17 protein-coding genes are annotated in these 18,274 nt (G+C 67.1%); 8 read left to right on the top strand and 9 right to left on the bottom strand.

Going from position 1 to position 18,274, the window contains the following annotated elements; translation table 11 throughout:
* The first annotated feature begins 66 nt into the window (after positions 1-66).
* Both F3087_RS16615 and F3087_RS16610 read left to right on the top strand, forming a co-directional pair.
* Positions 67-1,500 (top strand): amino acid permease, encoded by a 1,434-nt coding sequence (locus F3087_RS16615; RefSeq protein WP_150402779.1) that lies wholly within the window; start codon positions 67-69, stop codon positions 1,498-1,500.
* 42 nt (positions 1,501-1,542) lie between these two features.
* Positions 1,543-2,220, top strand: coding sequence for a GntR family transcriptional regulator (locus tag F3087_RS16610; RefSeq protein WP_150402778.1), 678 nt, complete (start codon positions 1,543-1,545; stop codon positions 2,218-2,220).
* Positions 2,221-2,223: 3 nt separating this feature from the next.
* Here the strand turns inward: F3087_RS16610 and F3087_RS16605 are convergent, their stop codons facing one another.
* Genes F3087_RS16605 through F3087_RS16590 form a run of 4 tightly spaced genes read right to left on the bottom strand, consistent with a single transcriptional unit; the run spans position 2,224 to position 6,128 of the window.
* Entirely contained in the window at positions 2,224-2,676 is a 453-nt protein-coding gene (locus F3087_RS16605; RefSeq protein ID WP_150402777.1) for a hypothetical protein, read from the bottom strand.
* A 57-nt stretch (positions 2,677-2,733) separates the two neighbouring features.
* Entirely contained in the window at positions 2,734-3,933 is a 1,200-nt protein-coding gene (locus tag F3087_RS16600) for a methyltransferase (RefSeq protein WP_150402776.1), read from the bottom strand.
* Between the two features lie 48 nt (positions 3,934-3,981).
* Complete coding sequence (locus F3087_RS16595) at positions 3,982-4,962, bottom strand: TauD/TfdA family dioxygenase (protein WP_150402775.1); 981 nt, start codon at positions 4,960-4,962, stop codon at positions 3,982-3,984.
* Between the two features lie 50 nt (positions 4,963-5,012).
* Entirely contained in the window at positions 5,013-6,128 is a 1,116-nt protein-coding gene (locus F3087_RS16590; RefSeq protein ID WP_150402774.1) for a hypothetical protein, read from the bottom strand.
* A 202-nt stretch (positions 6,129-6,330) separates the two neighbouring features.
* On the opposite strand from F3087_RS16590, the gene F3087_RS16585 reads away from it, so the two are divergent.
* Positions 6,331-6,936, top strand: coding sequence for a hypothetical protein (locus F3087_RS16585; RefSeq protein ID WP_150402773.1), 606 nt, complete (start codon positions 6,331-6,333; stop codon positions 6,934-6,936).
* 6 nt (positions 6,937-6,942) lie between these two features.
* On the opposite strand, the gene F3087_RS16580 is transcribed toward F3087_RS16585, so the two are convergent.
* Complete coding sequence (locus F3087_RS16580) at positions 6,943-7,497, bottom strand: cysteine hydrolase family protein (protein WP_150402772.1); 555 nt, start codon at positions 7,495-7,497, stop codon at positions 6,943-6,945.
* A gap of 101 nt (positions 7,498-7,598) precedes the next feature.
* The gene (locus F3087_RS16575; RefSeq protein ID WP_150402771.1) at positions 7,599-8,057 is read right to left on the bottom strand and encodes an SRPBCC family protein; all 459 of its coding nucleotides are present in this window, start codon (positions 8,055-8,057) and stop codon (positions 7,599-7,601) included.
* A 340-nt stretch (positions 8,058-8,397) separates the two neighbouring features.
* On the opposite strand from F3087_RS16575, the gene sph reads away from it, so the two are divergent.
* From sph to F3087_RS45955, 3 genes are all read left to right on the top strand, one after another.
* Positions 8,398-9,369, top strand: a complete 972-nt coding sequence (sph, locus tag F3087_RS16570; protein WP_150402770.1) for a sphingomyelin phosphodiesterase — start codon at positions 8,398-8,400, stop codon at positions 9,367-9,369.
* Between the two features lie 175 nt (positions 9,370-9,544).
* On the top strand, positions 9,545-10,918 hold the full coding sequence (locus F3087_RS16565) for an L-lactate MFS transporter (protein ID WP_150402769.1): 1,374 nt from the start codon (positions 9,545-9,547) through the stop codon (positions 10,916-10,918).
* Complete coding sequence (locus F3087_RS45955) at positions 10,915-11,052, top strand: MFS transporter small subunit (protein ID WP_191093981.1); 138 nt, start codon at positions 10,915-10,917, stop codon at positions 11,050-11,052. Before F3087_RS16565 ends, F3087_RS45955 begins: the two co-directional genes overlap by 4 nt.
* Here the strand turns inward: F3087_RS45955 and F3087_RS16560 are convergent.
* Positions 11,036-12,475 (bottom strand): hypothetical protein, encoded by a 1,440-nt coding sequence (locus F3087_RS16560; RefSeq protein ID WP_150402768.1) that lies wholly within the window; start codon positions 12,473-12,475, stop codon positions 11,036-11,038. The genes F3087_RS45955 and F3087_RS16560 overlap by 17 nt on opposite strands.
* 383 nt (positions 12,476-12,858) lie before the next feature.
* Here F3087_RS16560 and F3087_RS16555 point away from each other — a divergent pair, with 383 nt between their 5' ends.
* On the top strand, positions 12,859-13,716 hold the full coding sequence (locus F3087_RS16555) for a DUF1206 domain-containing protein (protein ID WP_150402767.1): 858 nt from the start codon (positions 12,859-12,861) through the stop codon (positions 13,714-13,716).
* Positions 13,717-13,744: 28 nt separating this feature from the next.
* Positions 13,745-14,446 carry an NUDIX hydrolase gene (locus F3087_RS16550; protein WP_150402766.1) on the top strand — a complete coding sequence of 234 codons (702 nt, stop codon included), beginning with the start codon at positions 13,745-13,747 and terminating at the stop codon, positions 14,444-14,446.
* Positions 14,447-14,457: 11 nt separating this feature from the next.
* On the opposite strand, the gene F3087_RS16545 is transcribed toward F3087_RS16550, so the two are convergent.
* Both F3087_RS16545 and F3087_RS16540 read right to left on the bottom strand, forming a co-directional pair.
* Positions 14,458-17,250 carry an outer membrane protein assembly factor BamB family protein gene (locus F3087_RS16545; RefSeq protein ID WP_223885104.1) on the bottom strand — a complete coding sequence of 931 codons (2,793 nt, stop codon included), beginning with the start codon at positions 17,248-17,250 and terminating at the stop codon, positions 14,458-14,460.
* A gap of 83 nt (positions 17,251-17,333) precedes the next feature.
* A complete protein-coding gene (locus F3087_RS16540) occupies positions 17,334-18,263 on the bottom strand; it encodes a carbon-nitrogen hydrolase family protein (protein WP_150402764.1) in 930 nt (309 codons plus the stop codon).
* Between the last annotated feature and the right edge of the window lie 11 nt (positions 18,264-18,274).

Genomic DNA, 18,274 nt, shown 5'->3' with positions numbered 1-18,274 from the left:
CCACCGACACCGAATGGAGGACAGCGCTTCCCCTCATCAATGAGGGCTGTCCGCGCTGAAAATCTGATGAAGACTGTCGTCACCAGGCCCGCGCGTCCACCGCTCAGCAAGCGCGGGGTCATGCGGCGAATGCCGGTAATCGTCGCCGACACCGGCGATTTCACGAAGAGCATGGGGCTGTGGCAGCTAGTCGCGCTGAGTCTCGGCGGGCTGGTCGGGGCGGGGGTGTTCTCGCTGGCCGGGGTGGTGGCCAACGAGGTCGCCGGTCCGGCGGTGCTGGTCTCGTTCGCCATCGCGATCATCGCCTCCGGCGCGGCGGGGCTCTGCTATGCCGAGTTCGCGGGCATGGTTCCGCGCGCCGGGTCCGCGTACACCTACTCGTATGTCGCGCTCGGCGAGATCATCGGCTTCATGATCGGCTGGGATCTGTTGCTGGAGTACACGGCCATCGTGTCGGTCGTCGCGATCGCGGTGTCCGGGTACCTGAACTACATCACCCACTACATCGGATTCGACCTGCCCACTTGGGCGCTCGGCGCGCCGGGCACCGGATCCGGGCACAAGGTCGACCTGTTCGCGGTGCTGCTGTGCCTGCTGCTGGCCTTCCTGCTCTCCCGCGGCACCCGCGAATCCGCCCGGGTGCAAACCGGTCTCGTCGCGCTGAAGCTGGTGATCGTCGCAATCGTGGTGGTGGCGGGCGCATTCCACATCAAGGCCGGTAACTATCAGCCGTTCTTCCCGTTCGGCGTCGGCGGCGCGGTATCCGGTGCGGCCCTGGCCTTCTTCGCGGTCTACGGCTACGACGCGATGAGCGCCGCCGCGGAGGAATCCAAGGACGGCAAGCGGCTGATGCCGAAGGCGATCATGATCAGCCTCGGCATCGCGTCGCTGGTCTATCTGCTGGTCTGCCTGGTGATCGTCGGGATGGTCAACTACACCGACATCAACGTCTCCGCGCCGTTCTCCAGCGCGTTCGACTCGGTGGGCATGGGCGTGCTCGGCCTGATCATCGCGGTCGGCGCCGTCGTCGGCGTCACCACCTCGGCGTTCGCCAATATGCTCGCCGTGACCAGGGTCGGCTTCGCGATGAGCAGGGACGGCCTGCTGCCGGCCTACTTCGCCAAGTCCAGCCCGGTCCGCAAGGTGCCGTCCCGGGTGATCTGGCCGGTCGGCATCGTGTCCGCGCTGATCGCCGGCTTCCTGCCGATCCGCGAGGCCGCCGAGCTCACCAATGTCGGCATTCTGATGGCGTTCATCGTGGTGGCGCTCGGCGTCATGCGGCTGCGCCGGACCCGCCCGGAGGTCGAGCGCGCGTTCCGCACCCCGTGGGTGCCGGTGGTGCCGCTGATCGGAATCGTCTTCTCGCTCTGGCTGATCAGCCACCTTACCTGGGTCACCTGGCTGCGGTTCGTGGTCTGGCTGCTGATCGGCCTCGCGGTATACGTCGCGTTCAGCTACCGGCACTCGAAGCTGAACGATGCCGACCGTTCACTAACCTGATACCAGCGGTGCTCGCACACAGGAGAAACCCGGAGCGCATTGATGATCGAACGGCTGGATATACCCAAGCGGCCCACGCTGCGCGATCACGTGTCCGACGCGCTGCGAGCCGCGATCATCTCCGGTGAGCTCGAACCCGGAGTGCTCTACTCGGCCCCGTGGCTGTCGGAGCGCTTCGGGGTCTCCCCCACCCCGGTGCGCGAGGCGATGCTGGATCTGGTCAAGCAGGGCCTGGTGGTGTCGGTGCCGAACAAGGGTTTCCGGGTCACCGAGATCTCCGACGCCGACCTCGATTCGATCGCCAAGATCCGGATGCTGCTGGAACCGCCGAGCGTCCGGGCGATCGTCGGCGAGATCCCCACGGCGGACATCCCGGGCCTGCGCACGCAGGCCGACAAGATCGTGGACGCGGCCAAGCGCGGCGATCTCGTCGAATACGTCGACGCCGACCGGCAATTCCACCTGATGCTGCTGGACTACTGCCACAACCCGCGGCTGTCGCAGATCGTCGGCGACCTGCGCGCCCAAACCCGCCTGTTCGGTCTCGCCGCGCTCGTCGAGCGCGGCGAGCTGGACAAGTCGGCGCAGGAGCACCACACGATCATCGACTTGATCGAGACGCAGCGCGACGAGGAGCTGGAGCGATTCCTGCGCAAGCACATCGGGCATGTCCGCGGCATCTGGGCGGCCGGTAACGCACCCGACGAAGACATCTCGTAAGAACTATCGGCTCCGCATTTTCTTTGTCTCCAGCTCGCTGGACACATCCGACTCCGCGAGGAATTCGGCGGTCCGCTTGGCCAGCGCGTCGGCCCACCAGAATGCGCTGGCGATCTGGAGAAAGCCGTTCACGTCGTAATTGATCGCCAGAAACGACACCAGAGTGCCTTTGCCCGCGGTGTAGAACAGCGTCTGGATATGCAGGCCGCCGCCCGCGTCGACCAGCATCGCCATCGCGGGTTCGTGCTCGGTGACGAGCCTGCGCGCCTCGCCGGGATGCAGCGCGCGCACCGACCAGAATTCGCCGATCCCCGGCGTCTTGTAGTACTTGAGCCTGCGCTCGGCGAACGACGGGTTCTTGGTGGCGGCCATGTGCACTGCCGCGGCGACCGTGGTGATCGGCGCCGCTGTGGTGAGCACGACGCCGACCTTCGCGGGAGCGATCAGTCCGGACATGCGGTTCCTAGGGTCAGCCATCGTGGTATGGCCAACGGTAGGTGCCGAAATCCCTTGTCAGTATCCGTCGTTCGACCGACTCAGGCTGCCCGGCTTGCGCCCGTACACCATCGATGTGGGCCCGATCAGGTGCCGCTTCTTGATGTTCACGAAGCCCGCCTCGCGGAACCAGTCCGCGCATTGGGTCGTCGTGGCTTCGAAACCCTCACGCATCTCCAACATGATGTTCAGGCTGGACAGCGAACTGATGAGGTTCTGCTTGCGCCCGGGATCGGTCATGGCGTCGTAGACGAGCAGTGCGCCGCCGGGCGGCACCGCCGCGTAGGCCTTGGCGATCAGTTCACGCCGCACGGTCTCGCTGTAGCCGTGCAGCACGTGGCCGAAGCTGATCACGTCCGCGCTGGGCAGCGGACCGGCGAACATGTCGCCGGAGGTGAACCGGATGCGGTCACCGAGTCCGAACGACTCGACGTATTCCTCGAAGATCGGCTGCACGGCGGGCAGGTCGTAACTGACCCCGCTGATGTGCGAATGGGTGAGCGCGACCCGCACCGGCAGTGCGCCCTGTGCCGCACCGACATCCAGGAACGTCCGGAACCGCTTCCACGGAAAGCGCGCGGCGATCAGCATGGCCTCGCCGGTCGAGATCCCGGTCATGCCGGCCAGGAATTTCCGCAATGCGGTCTGATCGCCGTAGAGGGTGGAAAAGAATTCGCTCTCGCCCTGTTCCTCTTCGGCTCCGGGATTGCCGGTGCGCAGCAGATCCCCCAGACCGGACCACAGATCGTAGAGGCGAGTGCTGGACAGCTCCATCAACCCGCCGATATAGCTGGGTTTGGCCCGGTCCAAGAAGAGGGCGGCCTGGCGGGAATTCGTGTAGCGCCCAGCACGATCGCGCCGCAGCAGACTCATGTCGACGAGCGCGTTGAGGAATGGGCCCGCGGCGCGTGGATGCCAGTTCAGCCGGTCCAGCAATTCCTGCTGCGACAGCGGACGCACCGCCAGTTCGGTGAACACGCCCAGCTCGACCGCCGTGAGCACGACCCGGGACGGCCAGAAGCCCATCCCCGTTTCCAGGATCTGCTGCGGGTCGGCGAAGCGCCGCAGCACCGGACCGGCGATCCGGCTCTGGAAGGCCTTCATCAACAGCAGCTCCCGGCGCAGGTCTCCGTTGCCCGGGGCCGGGTCGAGCACGTCGGGCGCCGTCGGGTCCGGGGTGGACGCGCGGTCGTCGGTCGGGCTCTTGGGTTGTGCCATCGTGCGACTCCTCGGTGGTGCGGACGTCGGGTCACTGCTCACCGGCGATCATCGGGCGATGATGTAGCCGTCTTCCGGTCGGTGGTCGCGGGAACGGCGCAGGTCGGCGATGGCGAACGTGCGTTGCACCCAGCGGTCCGCGCCGTCGTAGCGGGGAGTGAACGCCGTACGGCCGTGGACGGTGACCCGATTGTCCACGATGACCAGGTCGCCCGGGGCGAGTCTGGTGATGTGCGCGACCGTGTTGCAGGCCTGGCCGAATTCGGTCAGCGCCGCTTCGGCGCGTGCGGTCAGCGGTGTGGTGGCGATGGTGGCCATTCGGATGTCCGGGTCTTCGACCGACCCGGACAGCAGGGGTTTCGGCGCACGGGCCTCGCCGTCGGAGGAAAACGACGGCGGCGGGGCGGTGATGAATTCCGGCGCGAACAACGCTTCGCGGCTCGCGGCGGTCAGCAGCGGCAGCACTTCGCGCAGGCAGGCGGTGCGCAGGCCGGCCACCTGATCGTGGTCGGCGCGCAGGCACAGCAGCAGCACGTAGTCCGGTTCGTGCTGGTGAAAGGCGTTCTCGTTGTGAAAGGTGAGCAGCACCGAACCGGCGTTGCCGGAGAAGGTCTCCTTGCCTCGCACCGGCACGACATCCTGGACGAGCGCGCCCGACTTCTCCGCCAGGTACGCGGCGGGATCACCGAGCCCGCAGGCCAGCATGGTGAGCACGGCCGCGGAAACGGTCGCGACGCGCTGCACCGAATCCGGCGTCGAGGGCGTCGCGGGCAGCCTCGCCTCGTCGACCGGGAGGCCTTTGATCGTCAGCGTGCCGCGTACACCGGAGTGCCGCCGGAATTCGCGCACGCCGCGACGCAGCGGACGCGGCAACGCATCCCAGGAACGCCGTGCGCGAGCGACCCATTCGGGATCGTCCACCTGATCCCGCGGACCCGCACAGAGTGCGCGCGCCAGCTCATCGATCTCGGTCGTGTCGGCCGAGTTCAACTCCAGGTCGACGGTGGTCTCGGCGATCTCGTACGACAACGCGCTCTCCTGGATCGGAAAAATAAAGGCGGCGAATCACTCTCGGTCGATCAGCGGTGCCGGCGGGTCGAGATGGCCTCGGCGAGGTAGTGGTCGCCGAAGCGGATCAACGGGGCGTACTGGGCCGCCCGGCGGTGGCGCATCAGGCGGAGTTCGCCGACGGCATTGTCGGGGCCGGTGGGTAGCTGTGCGATGGAGCGGCGCAACCGGACCATCGAATAAGCCAGCGTGACATGGCGTTCGCTGTCCACCAGGTCGGCTTCGAGCAGCGCGTCCCTGGCCTCGGCGAGTTCCGGGTCGCGGGCGTGCAATTCGGCGAAGGTGTCCGGCAGCACGCCGAGCAGATCCTTCATCGCGCCGCGAAAGGTCTTGTAGCCGCGGTGTTGTCGGCCGCTCAACGGAATCGACACCTCCGGCGGCTGCATGGTCGGGCGGACCGAGGCCATGTAGTACTCCACCGGAATGGTGCTGGCGTGGGTCATCGCGGCGGGGAAGCCACGCACATAGGTGGTCGCGTGGTCGAGCCGGGTCAATGCGGTCTCGGTCGCGCCGTCGCGTAGGTGTTGCGCGGCATCGGTCACCGCGACGGCCGCGCAGATGTTGAACAGGACGTGGACCTGGTGCCCGACGAGCCAGCGCGCGGTCCACTCTCGCTCTTGCGAAAGCTCTTCCACCGCTGCCGAACTGGGCAGGGTCTCGCCGGATGGCGGGTCGGATTCGGTGGCGCCGGTGAGGTCGAGCGCGGCCTGTCGCATGCCCGCGACCTCCACCGCCAGATCAGCGCCGGACAGCGGGGCTCGACAGAGATCCCGCACACCGCGGTAGACGACCAGGAGTCCGTGCAGCGCGGCCTGTTGATCGGACAGATCCACCTCGCGGACCCGGAAGAACGACTGGCTCACCGACTCCGCGGGTAGCTCCTCACCGATGATCGGCCCCGCCTCTGCCGACAGCGCGTTGACCAGCTCACCGGCCGCGGTCGCGGCGTGCTGGAGTGCGGCGGTGCGCTCGCCCGGACCGGCATGTGTCGGCACTCGTGCCAGCGTCAGCGCGGTCCGCTGTGCTTCCGATCGGATGCGCGAGTTCAGCTTCGGGACGGTCCCCCCGTCCGCCAGTCCTCGGAACACGGCCACGGGCGGATGCGGGTCTGCCACCGAGGTACCCATGGTCAGAGGATATCCGCAACCGGGGTCACGGCGCTGGATTGTCGCGATCGTGCGAGTGACGAATTCCTTTGGCACACCAGCTATTTCATGGCACATAAAGCTGGCCGAGGCGATTTGCTCCAAGTACGGCACGGCAGGCTCTCGCCGACTTCACCGTCGGCCCACCCGACTACCACGGCATCGACCTACTAGGTTCGGATATATGCCATCGTTCACACCACGCCGCCCATGGGGTTGCCTGCTGCCGCTGGCAATCATGGTGCTCGTCGTCGCCGGGTTCGCCGTCTACCTGAAACTTCAGAGCAAATCCGAGCAATCCCACCCGGCCGCCGCCGCGCCGCCCGATCTGTGCGCGGCCATCGGTCCGGCGATGTTCGAGCGGCTGGTGCCGTCCGGCGTGCCGGATACCAAGGCGAGCTACTCCTCGGGCTCGGATGCGGCGTGCGACTACAGCACCGCGGACGGCCGCCCGGTCGGCTCCGACACCTATGGCTACCTGCATGTGCGGCTGCTCCGCTACGGCCAGATCGGCTGGAAATCCGGAGCGGATCTGGCGGACGACGCCCAGACCTCGGCGTGCGCGGGCAGCGCGTCGGCCGGTCCGTACCACGGCGCCAGCGGGCTCGGCGACAAAGCCTGCGCCGTCTACAGCGACGAGGGTCCGGGCGGGACCGCCCACGGTTCGATGGTGATGCGCCGCGGCGCCGACGTGTTCTGGGTCGACTATTACACCCACCCCGGCGCCGCGAACCGGGCCGAGCGGGCCGTCACCGAGGTGGCGCAGGCCGCGCTCGCCGGCGTCCGATAGTCGAAGTCAGCCGCTGAACGCCACGTCCGCGGCCTGCTCGACGCCGGCGGTGCGGCCGGGCGCGGTCTGGAACCGCCAGTAGAGGTTGGTGTGTGCGATGACCTGCTCCGGCGGCGGCGCACCCCATTCGCTCTTGTCGAAGGTGGTGTGCGCGTCACCGACGAGCGTGACGTCGTAGCCGCGGGCGAACGCGCCGTGAATCGTGGACCTGATGCAGGCGTCGGTCTCGGCCCCGGTGACGACCAACCGTCCGATGCCCGCTTTCGCCAGCACCTCCTCGAGGTCGGTGTCCTCGAAGGAGTCGCCGAACATCTTCTGCACCAACGGTTCCGATTCCAGGCGGATCAGCTCCGGAACATAGTCCCAGCCTTCGCTCCCCCGCACCAGCTCCTCGGAGTTGTGCTGAATCCAGACGACCGGAACACCCTGGTCGCGCGCCTTGTCGACCAGGGCGCCGATGGTGGCGACGACCGCGTCACGCTGATACGCCTCGCCCACGACGCCGTTCTGCACGTCGATCACCAGCAAAGCGGTGTTCGGTCGGTCCGACAGCACTGTCATGATGGGTCTCCTCTACTGGCCGAACAGGCGCTGACAACACCGATCACGGTAGACCGGACCACCGACAGACCGCGTGGACCCGAGACGTCACGCAGCCGGATTCACTGACGTTCGGCGAGTTCGGCCAGCCGGTCCAGCGATGCCTGCAGCTTCTCCGGCGTGGTGGCGCGGGCCCGGACGAGGCGCTTCTCGTCGGTCAGCTGCGTCCAGTCGTAGGTGTGGGTGACCCGGCTGTGCGTGTCGTCGATGGGCTCGACCTCCCAGCGCCACAGGTGTCCGGGCGGCTGCTGCCCCGGCTCGGACGGCCGCCAGGCGATGCGCCGGCCCTCTTCGAACTCGACCACATGGTTGTCCCGGTCGGCGCCGGTGGTCAGCGTCATGACGAACACGTCGCCGACCGCGCGAACCCGTTGCTCCGCCGCGGCTTTCGCCAGATTCTCGTTGCCGTCCCAGAGCGGCTGCCGGGCCGGATCGGCGATCAGTTCGAAGACCTGTTCCGTGCCTGCCGCGATGTCCCGGCTCGCGGTCACGGTACGCGAAGACTCGATGTTGTCCGTCATCCCCTGATCGAAGCATCCCGCCACCGGCTTGCGCCAGGGGCTCGGCGATCAGGATTGCAGCGGAATCTTTCCCGGCAGCGGCGGAAAGCACGGCAACGCAGGCGCTTCGACGGAGTCACCGTCGGCGATTACCTGAGCGGCCGCCATTCGAAAGAAATTGTTTGAGCATTACCGGCTTATACCCACGTTCGTCAACGCTGATATTCCCCAGTTCCACGCACAAGAAATTCAGTCAAACTTATTGTGCCGCTCAGTGCATCGCGACGTCATGAACGCGTCACCGACGCCTGGTCTCATCACTTCTGTCCGATCCGGAATCTATGAGATTCGAGGAAGTGCAATGCCGCTACCGAAGCCCACCCGGCTCAGCATCATCGCCGCACTCGCCACCACCCTCATGGTGAGTGCCCCGCAGGCCTCCGCAGCACCCGCCTCGACCCCCGAGCTGAAAGTGCTGACCTACAACACTTTCCTGATGAGCAAGAACCTGTATCCCAACTGGGGACAGGACCATCGGGCCGCCGAAATCGCGAAGACCGACTTCTTCAAGGGCAACGATGTCGTCGTGCTGCAAGAGATGTTCGACAACGAGGCCTCGGACGCGCTGAAGGCGAAAGCCGCAGCGGAGTACCCGAATCAGACGCCGGTCGTCGGCCGCTCGAAGGACGGCTGGGACGCCACCGGCGGCAAGTACAGCGCGCTGACTCCGGAGGACGGCGGGGTCACCATCCTCAGCAAGTGGCCGATCATCCGCAAGGAGCAGTTCATCTTCGCCGACGCGTGCGGCGCGGACTGGTGGTCCAACAAGGGGATCGCCTACGCGGTCCTCTCGGTCAACGGCAGCAAGGTGCACGTGGTCGGCACGCACAGCCAGTCCACCGATCCGGGCTGCAGCGCCGGTGAGGCGGCGCGCGATCGGTCGTTGCAGTTCAAAGAGATCGACGCGTTCCTGACCGCGAAGCGCATCCCGGCGAACGAACAGGTGCTGCTGGCCGGCGACCTGAATGTCGACTCGCACAGTGCCGAATACGGTTCGATGCTGGCCGACGCCCGCCTCGAACCCGCGACCGCCCGCACCGGGCACCCGTTCTCCTTCGACACCAAGGAGAACTCGATCGCCAACTTCCGCTACCCGAACGACCCGCGCGAGGATCTCGACTACGTCCTGCACCGCAAGGGGCACGCCAAGCCCGCGAGCTGGCAGAACCGGGTCATCAAGGAGACCTGTCCGGCCTGGACGGTGACCAGCCAGGGCAAGGACTACACCTACACCAACCTGTCCGATCACTACCCGGTGACCGCCGGCGCCTGATCCGCTGAGCGGACCGCGCCCGGCTCGCCTGCACTGCGGACGGGCGCGGTTTCCGCTGGTAGCGGACGGATTGTTGAGCACCGATGCCGGTGCGGCAGCGGCGAGTGAAAGTTGTTGCCACAGAACCGGGTCGTGCGCCCTATGATCGCCACACAGCGAGAGTGGAGAGCGCCGCATGACCGCAGTTACCAATGCCGGTACCACCGGATATTCCCGCGTGATCGCGCCGCCGGGCTGGAGCCGCTGGCTGGTTCCGCCCGCCGCGCTGTCCATTCATCTCGCCATCGGGCAGGCCTACGCGTGGAGCGTGTTCAAGCCGCCGCTGGAAAAGGCGATGGACATCTCGGGGACCGGCAGCGCGCTGCCCTTCCAGATCGCCATCGTCATGCTCGGGCTGTCCGCCGCCTTCGGCGGGACGCTGGTCGAGCGCCGCGGACCGCGCTGGGCGATGACCGTCTCGCTGGTGTGTTTCTCCTCGGGCCTGCTGATCTCGGCGATCGGCGCGTACGCGAATGCCTACTGGCTCATCGTGTTCGGCTACGGGTTCGTCGGCGGGATCGGGCTCGGCATCGGGTACATCTCCCCCGTGTCCACGCTGATCCGCTGGTTCCCCGACCGGCCGGGCATGGCCACGGGTTTCGCGATCATGGGCTTCGGCGGTGGCGCGTTGATCGCCTCGCCGTGGACGACCCAGTTGCTCACCACCTTCGGCAAGGACCACGTCGGCATCGCCGAGACCTTCCTGGTCATGGGGTTGGTCTACGCGGTGTTCATGTCGGTCGGCGTGCTGCTCGTGCGGGTGCCGCCGCCCGGTTGGCGGCCTGCGGGCTGGGTGCCGAAGGCGAATACCGCGAAGCTGATCAGCGAACACGACGTCGCCGCCAATGACGCGATCCGCACGCCGCAGTTCTGGCTGCTGTGGATTGTGTTGTGCTTCAACGTGACCGCGGGCATCGGCATCCTGGAGAAGGCAGCGCCGATGGTGATCGACTTCTTCAAGCAGACCTCGACGCCGGTGACGGCGGCCGCGGCGGCGGGCTTCGTCGCGGTGCTGTCCGCGGCGAACATGGCCGGGCGAATCGGCTGGTCGTCGCTGTCGGATGTGATCGGCCGCAAGCACATGTACCGGATCTACCTGGGCGTCGGCGCGCTCGCCTATGCCATGGTGTGGTCGGTCGGGCAGACCAGCAAGCCGCTGTTCATCCTCGGCGCGATGGTGATCCTGTCGTTCTACGGCGGTGGATTCGCCACGGTTCCGGCGTATCTCAAGGATTTGTTCGGGACCTACCAGGTGGGGGCGATCCACGGCCGGCTGCTCACCGCGTGGTCGGCGGCGGGTGTCGCGGGACCGTTGATCGTCAATGCCATCGCGGATTCCGGTGCGCGGCACGGGAAGACCGGGCCCGAACTGTACGGGGCGTCGTTCGCCATCATGATCACGTTGCTGTGCCTCGGTTTCGTCGCCAACGAGCTGATCCGGCCGGTCAACTCGAAGTATCACCGGAAGGTTCCGGCGGAAGCCGTCGTCACGGAGGGAAATCCGGCATGACCGAACTCGACAGCGCCGAACCGGCTCCGCCGCGGCGCATTCCGCTGCTGATCTTCGCCTGGCTGTGGGTGGCCGCGCCGTTCGCCTATGGGCTCGATCGGCTGATCGTGAACCTGCTCAAGCTGTTCCAGTAGGGATCGTGTCCCCGGTGTAGATGTGCAGCGGGTGCAGGCCCCAGGATCTGGCGACTTTCTTCGCGAGGTCGGCGAGTTCCGCTGCGGTGTGCGCCATCTCGGGCTTGAGGCTCTCCAGAGCCCAGTGGATTCTGCCGTCGGACTCCGACAGCCAGGTCGCCAGCGCGACCGGCTGCCTGGCCGTGCGTGGGACGTCGATGCCCTGCACCACGGCGCGCTTCATATGCAGCGACGGCTCGAATCCGGCGAGCTGCGGGGCGATGAACGAGTCCAGAACGCCCATGTTGGAACACATTCCGACGGTGATCGGGACCGTTTCCAGGAGCCGGTGCACCACGCCGTCGGGCAGCACGTCGAGTAGATCGGGCGGCATCTGGCGCGGCTGGGAGAGGACGCCGGAGCCGACCGCAGCCACCGCCGCGAAGGCCGCCTTGCTGACCGCGCGCAGGGAGACGAGGTCGTGGCTGTCCAGCCAGTCGCGCTGCACCACGATCGGCACCCTGGTGAAGGAGTTCGAATCCGGTTGATCGCGTTCGCGGAGGACACGGACGGCGGGTGTCAGTACCGGCGGGATGTTGTCGATGAGGGGGCAGCGGCGCAGGAGGTCGGCGGTCAGTGCGAGGTACAGCGTGTTGGTCGTGCCGCCGTCACGCTCGGCCGCCGATTTCCATTGCGCCGCATCGAAGGTGACGATCGCCGACTGCTCGTGCCAACCTTTGGGGTCGGGCGCGGGTTCCGGTGCGCGGGAGAACAATGCTGTGCGCACGGCAGCGCGATGCAATGGGTCGCGGGCGGCTCGTCGCATTTCCGTAAACGCTTGGCGCGCAATAGCGATGCCGCGGTGATAGCCGTCGGAGAGTTCCTCCCACGCGCCGACCTGTGCATCGAGGCCGGCGTTCGTGGCGAGTTCCGGATCGACCAGACCGGCCTCGGCCATCAACCCCGCGTGACCGTCGGCGACCGCGTGCGACTTGGTCAAGCAGACGACCATGCCACCGGAATGTGTTGCTACCGCGGACAATCGCCATCCGAAGCCCGCATCGGGATCGAGCCGATACTGTGCCTGCTCGTTCGCCCAGGTCAACGCGTCGGCCGCATCGATCGGCGCGGGCGCGACATACAGCGGAAGCGCGTCGGCGGCTGGCACCCACCGCGCGCGAGCGAACGGGACCATCGAGCGGTGCACCCGCCGCGCCAACGGGCCGGATTTCAACAGCGCGTACATCTCGTTCAGCTGATCGTCGCCCGGTCTGCGACCGAGCACCGTCAGCGTCTGCGTGACAACCGGCATCCCGTACCCGTGATGCAGCCGCAAGAACGCCTTGTCGGTGAGATTGACATACACCGGCCCCGCCGCCGGGGACCCACCATTACGGGCGATGTCGTTCCGATCGGCCCGAAAGCCCCGAGTAATGGTTGCCATGAATACTCCTGTGCGCCAGGCCGCGCGATCGATCACGTCGTCCGTCCGCAGCCGAACGCCCAATAAACGGATTCCACCGAACGCATCCGGCACAGGTTGTCTCCCTGCCGGATTGGAAAGCCCGAGCTCCCACTGAATACAAGTATTCGTCAACTAATCTACCGTAACCACATATCAACGACACCGGTGAGAACCACCACATAAATAAGCCGTAAGTATTCGCATTACGCGCAATTCCCCGGTCGGGCCGGCGCTGCCCGATCGCAGCACAGACACCGCCCCACGAGCCTGCGCTGCCGGGGCCTGGTCGGCCGGGTGGTGTTTCGAACCGGGCTCGCCGGGTATCTGCCGGACGTTCGGTTCGACGGAGATGAGGACGTCTGATGAGTGGGTTGTCGACTGGGACGAATCGGTCTCGTGGCCGGCAGGGCGGGGGTGGGAACTCGTCCACCGCCGAGCGGTTTGCGCAGCACGAGATTTTCGAGCGATTTGCCCGCGCCGGGTTCGTGATGACCGGGATCGTGCATCTATTCGTCGGGTATATCGCCATCCGGATCGCGCTCGGTGGGTCGGGCGGCAATGCCGATCAATCCGGCGCGCTGGGGGAATTGGCGAGTAAGCCGGGTGGCATCGTGCTCATGTGGGCGGGGGTGGTGGCGTTCGTCCTGATGGGGTTGTGGCGGCTGGCGGAGGCGGCGTTCGGGAGTGCGTCCAAGCCGGAGAAGGACAGCAAGAAGTCGGAGGCGTTTCACCGGGTGAAGGCGTTCGCGCTGGCGGTGATCTATTTTTCGTTCGCGGTGTCGGCGTTCGGGTTCGCCCGTGGGGCGGGCAAATCGAGTAGCGAGCAGAGCACCGGGATCACCGGTCGGTTGATGCAGAACACGGCGGGCAAGGTCGCGCTGGTCGTGGCCGGGCTGATCATCATCGGCGTCGGCGGATATCACGTCTACAAGGGCATCAGCCGCAAGTTCGTCAAGGATCTCGAGGGCAACACCACTGCCCTCGTGCGCCGGCTGGGCACGACCGGGTATATCGCGAAGGGGCTCGCGGTCGGGGCCATCGGGTTGCTGGTGATCCTCGCGGTCGGCAAGGCCGAGCCGGGCAAGGCCGCCGGCCTCGACGGCGCGTTGAAAACCCTTGGCGCGCAACCGTATGGCGTGATCCTGCTGGTCGTAGCGGGTCTGGGCATCATCACCTACGGTCTCTACAGCTTCGTCATGGCCCGATACGCCAAGATGTAGCCGCCGGCGCGTGGGGCAAGATCGAGGCATGAGCTCCACCAACGGACCGCTGGCACCCGCGACCGTGGACGAATTCCGCGGCCTGGCGCGCACTCGGCTGCGTGAATTCCCGCATACCGAGGTCCCGGACACACCGGGCCTGCGCCGGGCCGCGGTGCTGCTGTGCGTCGTCGCGGAGGACGACGGCACGCCGTCGGTGGTCGTCATCCGGCGGGCCTACCGTGGACGCAATGCCGGTCAGTGGGGATTGCCCGGCGGCAGGCTGGACGAGGGCGAGACCGCGGAGCAGGCCGTAGTACGCGAACTGCACGAGGAACTCGGCCTGACCGCCGCGCCCGCCGACCTCCTCGGCCGGCTCGACGACTTCCCCGCGGCATCGGGTTTCGCGATCACCCCGTTCGTGGCGGCGCTCCCCGATACCGCCGAGCTGAAGCCGAGCCCGGACGAGGTGCACTCGGTGCACCTGGTGCCGCTCGCCCGGCTGGCCGCCGACGATGTCCCGCACTGGGTCGCGCCGCACGAGGCGGTCAAGCAACCCGAACTCCGCAACAGCGCGGCGTCCGTGCCGGAAAGCGTTGGCCTGCTTCAGATGCGCCTCGGCGAGGGCATGACCATCCATGCCCCCACCGGTGCGCTGCTCTGGCAGTTCCGCGCGGTCGTACTACTCGGGCTGGATCATGCGGCCGCCCGCGTAGCCCACTTCACCCAACCCGACTGGACTCAGCACTAGGACAAGATTTTTCACCGGCGAGCAGCCAGTGCGTGCACGGTGCCGTCGGTGGTGAGGACGAACAGCCAGTCGCCGGTCACCGACATGGCCGAGGCGACCGCGCCGCCGAAGTCGTACTGGTTCAACTGCTTTCCGGTGCGCCGGTCGAGGACAACCAGTCGGCCGTCCCAGGTGCCGACGTATACGACGGTCTCGGTGGTCAGCGCGTGCATCGCGGGCGCGTTCGGTGCCGCCGTGCAGCCTGCCGCCACTCGTGCAGGATCGTCGAGTGGCCCTGTGCCCGGCAGATAGCCGATCTCGGTCGCCCACAAGGGTTCTGCCGGGTTACTCGCCGACGTATCGAACGCGCGAACCTTGCCGTCGATGGACGCGACGTAGACCAGTTGCCCACGGACAGCCGGGCTGGTGATCGGTGGCGGGCCGGGTTCGCAAGCGCTGCCGGGGATTTCGGCATGCCACAGGGCACGGCCGTCGCGCGGATCATGACCACTCAGACCATCACCGGTCATGGTGACCAGCTGCCGCCCACCCTCGGTGAGCGCGGGCGACGAGTGGCTGAACAGTCCGCCCGCCGTGTCGACGGAGTATCGACTGGTGCAGGTGGTCAGGTCCATGGCGATGAGCGATTGACTCGAACCTGAGTGCAGGTAGGCGGTTTTCGTGTCTGTCCCGCGCACGGCGGCGCTGTGGAACTCGCCCCAGCCGGCGGGCGCGGCGAAGCCACCACCGAGCCGGGCTCCGGTGCCTGCATCGCGGCAGACGATCTGGTCGTAGGCCTGGTAGACCGCGACCGCGCGATGCTGGTCGGGTAGGTCGAAGACGCTGACCGGCCCGCCCGCCCGGCCGTAGCGGCGCACCGTCTCGCCGGTGCGGTGCTCGTCGTCGATGGTCTGCCAGTCCACGACACCGGTGCGCGAGTTGAGCGCGTACACCCGGCCGACGCCGGTGGTGAGATAGACCTGGCCGCCCTGCACGGTCGGGAAGGACTCCGCGTCGCCGTCGAGGTAGGTCCGCCACAGCTGCTTGCCGGTGTCGCGGTGATAGGCCAGCACCTGGTTGTACGGCGAGGCAAAGGCCTGGGAGGACACGATCACCATGTCGCCGACCACGGCAGCGCCGTTGAGGGCGAAGTGCTCCCCGGTATTGGCCGACCACCGCTGGTCCAGCACTGCGCCAGGATCGGAAGCCGCGGTGGATCCGCCTGATTCGGCACCGCCTTGGCGCGGCCAGTCCGCTCCGGCGGCCGGTGGTGAGCCGACCGGCAGCACGCGGAAGGTGCTCGTCAGCACGGGCCATTTCCCGCCCGCGGTGTCGGTGGCGATCGCCTCGACCCGGTAGGTCCCCGGTTGCAGAAACAGAATGCTGCCGTGCGCGGTCGCCGCATTGGCGCGAACGGGTGGGCACGCCTCGGCCCGTCCGCCGGGCGGCGTGTAGCAGTTCACCCAGCCGGGCGCGGCGTCTGTGCTGCCGAAGCGCAGGTCCGCGCGCCACACCTCGCCGCCGCGGTCGTCGCGCACCAGCACCTGCGCACTCGCCGGAGTCCGTCCCGCGTCCTCGACGTACAGGTCGACCGGGATCGATGCGCCGGAGCGATGGGCGCTCTCGGGTGCGGGACTCACCAGCGCCGTCCGGTCGTGGACGAAGAACTGCCGGTGCACGCCGGAGACGTAGCCAGTGTCCTCGTTCGCCGGCGTCGCCCGGTCGTCGGTGATGCCGGCGAAATCCAGGACCTTGTATCCCGGTCGCGCGCCGTCGATTCCGTAGGTGGCGCCCATGTTGTTCACCTCCACCGAGCGCGGGAACGCGCCGCGACGGAACTCGCTCTGCTGATTGTGCCCCGAGGCGAACATGCGCACGTCATAGCGGGCCAGCTCATCGATGGTCGGCTGAATAGCCTGTCCCGCGCCCCATTTGGTGAACAGCGACCGGTGGGCGAAGACGAACACCTGCTTCCCCGTCGCATGGCGGCGCAAATCCTCACGCAGCCATTGCAATTGCGGCGCGAGGCCGGTGGTGTCGTAATTGTCCTCCAGCACCACGATGTGGCGGCCGTTGCGGTCGAAGCTGTACCACTCCGGACCCAGGTTGCGCCGATAGAGCTCCATGCTCGCGGAATACCCGGACGCCGTTCCGGTGCCGCCCGCGTCGTGGTTGCCCATCACCGGGTAGAACGGGCGGCCGAAGCGCCCCTTGGTCAGACCCGCGCGCAGGATGTCGTAGCTGCCCTGGCGGCGCTCGGGAGCGGTGTAGTCGGTGACGGTGAGGTCGCCGGTCGCGATGGCGACGGTGCCCTCCCGGTTCCTGGCCATCGCCTCGACCTGGCCGGTCCATTGGGCCCGGCTCGCCGCCGCGGCGGCGTCGCTGCGGTTGTCGGTCTCGGTGTCGGACAACATCAGCCACGCCTCCCGCGGGTCGGCCGCGTGTTTGTCGGGAACCATGGCGAAGTCGATGTTGTCCTGCCGAGTCGCGCCCTCGGTGAGCGCCCGGAAGTAGCGCGGGACCGAGTCCTCGCGCAGGACCGGGGTGTAGCCGTCCGGCGAAACTACCTGTACCAGATCGGTTTCCCGGCGGCGCGGATCGATCCGCAAGCTGTAGCCGCCGTCCTTGCCGGTCTTCGCCCAGACCGCTCCGTCGGTGACGGAGATGCCCGCCAGACCCGGCTCGTCCCGGTCGCGAATTCCGTTGCCGTTCTTGTCGTCGAAGACCGTGCCGCGCGCCTCGACCGAGGCATCCGCCGCAAAGGCCGGAGTGGGTGCGGTGATTGCCGTCAGAGTGATGAGCAGACTTAGCAGATATTTCCACACGGAAATAACTCTAAATCTAGCGTGCCGCAATGAGACCCGGCTCTCACTACAGTTCGTCCGATGTACCGCGGTTGTTCAGCGGATCAATCCTCCAGGAAATTCGCGGCGGTCCGGCGGCGGCGGTCCACGGTTACGGTGAATACATCCGGACGTCCGTAATGTCCCGTCGGATCGAAATTCTGCCGCTCCCTTGCCACTTCGCCCGGATCGATATCGGCGATGACGAGTCGTTCTTCGCCGGCTATCGGTTCGATCAGCCAATCACCGTTGGGGCCGGCGAGGGCGGAGCCGCCGTCATAGCCCGCGGGCTTACCGACTGCCAGAAGTTCGTCGCGCAGCGGAAAGTCGGTGGGCACGTCCGCGTAATCGAGAACAGCGCCGACCGCGAGCGAGTACACCCGGCCTTCCATTGCGACGAAACGGGTTATGTCCCTGGTGTTTCGGACCGACCCCGGCCAGGTGGAGACGTGCAGGGTCGTGCCGTCGGCATACAACGCATGCCGCGCCTGCGGCATCCAGTTCTCCCAACAGGACAGACCACCGACACGGAACTCGCCGACGTCATGCGCACGTAGCCCGTTACCGTCACCGATCCCCCAGACCATCCGCTCCTCGTGCGTGGGCATCAACTTGCGATGCGCACTCACCACGCCGCGAACCGGATCGATGGCGACCAGCGTGCAGTACACGGTGCCGCGGACCCGCTCGGTGATGCCGAGATAACAGAACACCCCGAGATCGGCGACCGCCTCCCGCACCGTGGCGATATGCGGCCCATCGAGTGTGACCGCCGCGTCCAAATAATAAGCGTAAGCGGCCTTTTGCTCCGGATTGTCGAACCGCGCCCCGCCGGTCCTGGCCAACCAGATCGGATAGCCGGACAGAAATGTCTCCGGAAAGGCGACGAGCTCCACCCCCGCCGCCGCGGCCTGGGTCAAATAGTCGACAACAATCTTGGTCCCGGCCGTGGGGTCGAGCCAGGCAGGCCGTGCCTGCGCCGCAGCAATTCGCATGCGGCGACCCT

Origin of the sequence: Nocardia colli (assembly GCF_008704205.1) — a bacterium.
Taxonomy (GTDB): domain Bacteria; phylum Actinomycetota; class Actinomycetes; order Mycobacteriales; family Mycobacteriaceae; genus Nocardia; species Nocardia colli.
This window is presented reverse-complemented; position numbering and strand designations above follow the sequence as displayed.

Bases quoted from the DNA above. Each gene is read 5' to 3' on its own strand.
- F3087_RS16550 (WP_150402766.1), top strand. From the start codon at position 13,745: ATGAGCTCCACCAACGGACCGCTGGCACCCGCGACCGTGGACGAATTC.
- F3087_RS16560 (WP_150402768.1), bottom strand. From the start codon at position 12,475: ATGGCAACCATTACTCGGGGCTTTCGGGCCGATCGGAACGACATCGCC.
- F3087_RS16605 (WP_150402777.1), bottom strand. From the start codon at position 2,676: ATGTCCGGACTGATCGCTCCCGCGAAGGTCGGCGTCGTGCTCACCACA.
- F3087_RS16540 (WP_150402764.1), bottom strand. From the start codon at position 18,263: ATGCGAATTGCTGCGGCGCAGGCACGGCCTGCCTGGCTCGACCCCACG.
- F3087_RS16615 (WP_150402779.1), top strand. From the start codon at position 67: ATGAAGACTGTCGTCACCAGGCCCGCGCGTCCACCGCTCAGCAAGCGC.
- F3087_RS16585 (WP_150402773.1), top strand. From the start codon at position 6,331: ATGCCATCGTTCACACCACGCCGCCCATGGGGTTGCCTGCTGCCGCTG.
- F3087_RS16580 (WP_150402772.1), bottom strand. From the start codon at position 7,497: ATGACAGTGCTGTCGGACCGACCGAACACCGCTTTGCTGGTGATCGAC.
- F3087_RS16610 (WP_150402778.1), top strand. From the start codon at position 1,543: ATGATCGAACGGCTGGATATACCCAAGCGGCCCACGCTGCGCGATCAC.
- F3087_RS16575 (WP_150402771.1), bottom strand. From the start codon at position 8,057: ATGACGGACAACATCGAGTCTTCGCGTACCGTGACCGCGAGCCGGGAC.
- F3087_RS45955 (WP_191093981.1), top strand. From the start codon at position 10,915: ATGACCGAACTCGACAGCGCCGAACCGGCTCCGCCGCGGCGCATTCCG.
- F3087_RS16600 (WP_150402776.1), bottom strand. From the start codon at position 3,933: ATGGCACAACCCAAGAGCCCGACCGACGACCGCGCGTCCACCCCGGAC.
- F3087_RS16590 (WP_150402774.1), bottom strand. From the start codon at position 6,128: ATGGGTACCTCGGTGGCAGACCCGCATCCGCCCGTGGCCGTGTTCCGA.
- sph (WP_150402770.1), top strand. From the start codon at position 8,398: ATGCCGCTACCGAAGCCCACCCGGCTCAGCATCATCGCCGCACTCGCC.
- F3087_RS16555 (WP_150402767.1), top strand. From the start codon at position 12,859: ATGAGTGGGTTGTCGACTGGGACGAATCGGTCTCGTGGCCGGCAGGGC.
- F3087_RS16565 (WP_150402769.1), top strand. From the start codon at position 9,545: ATGACCGCAGTTACCAATGCCGGTACCACCGGATATTCCCGCGTGATC.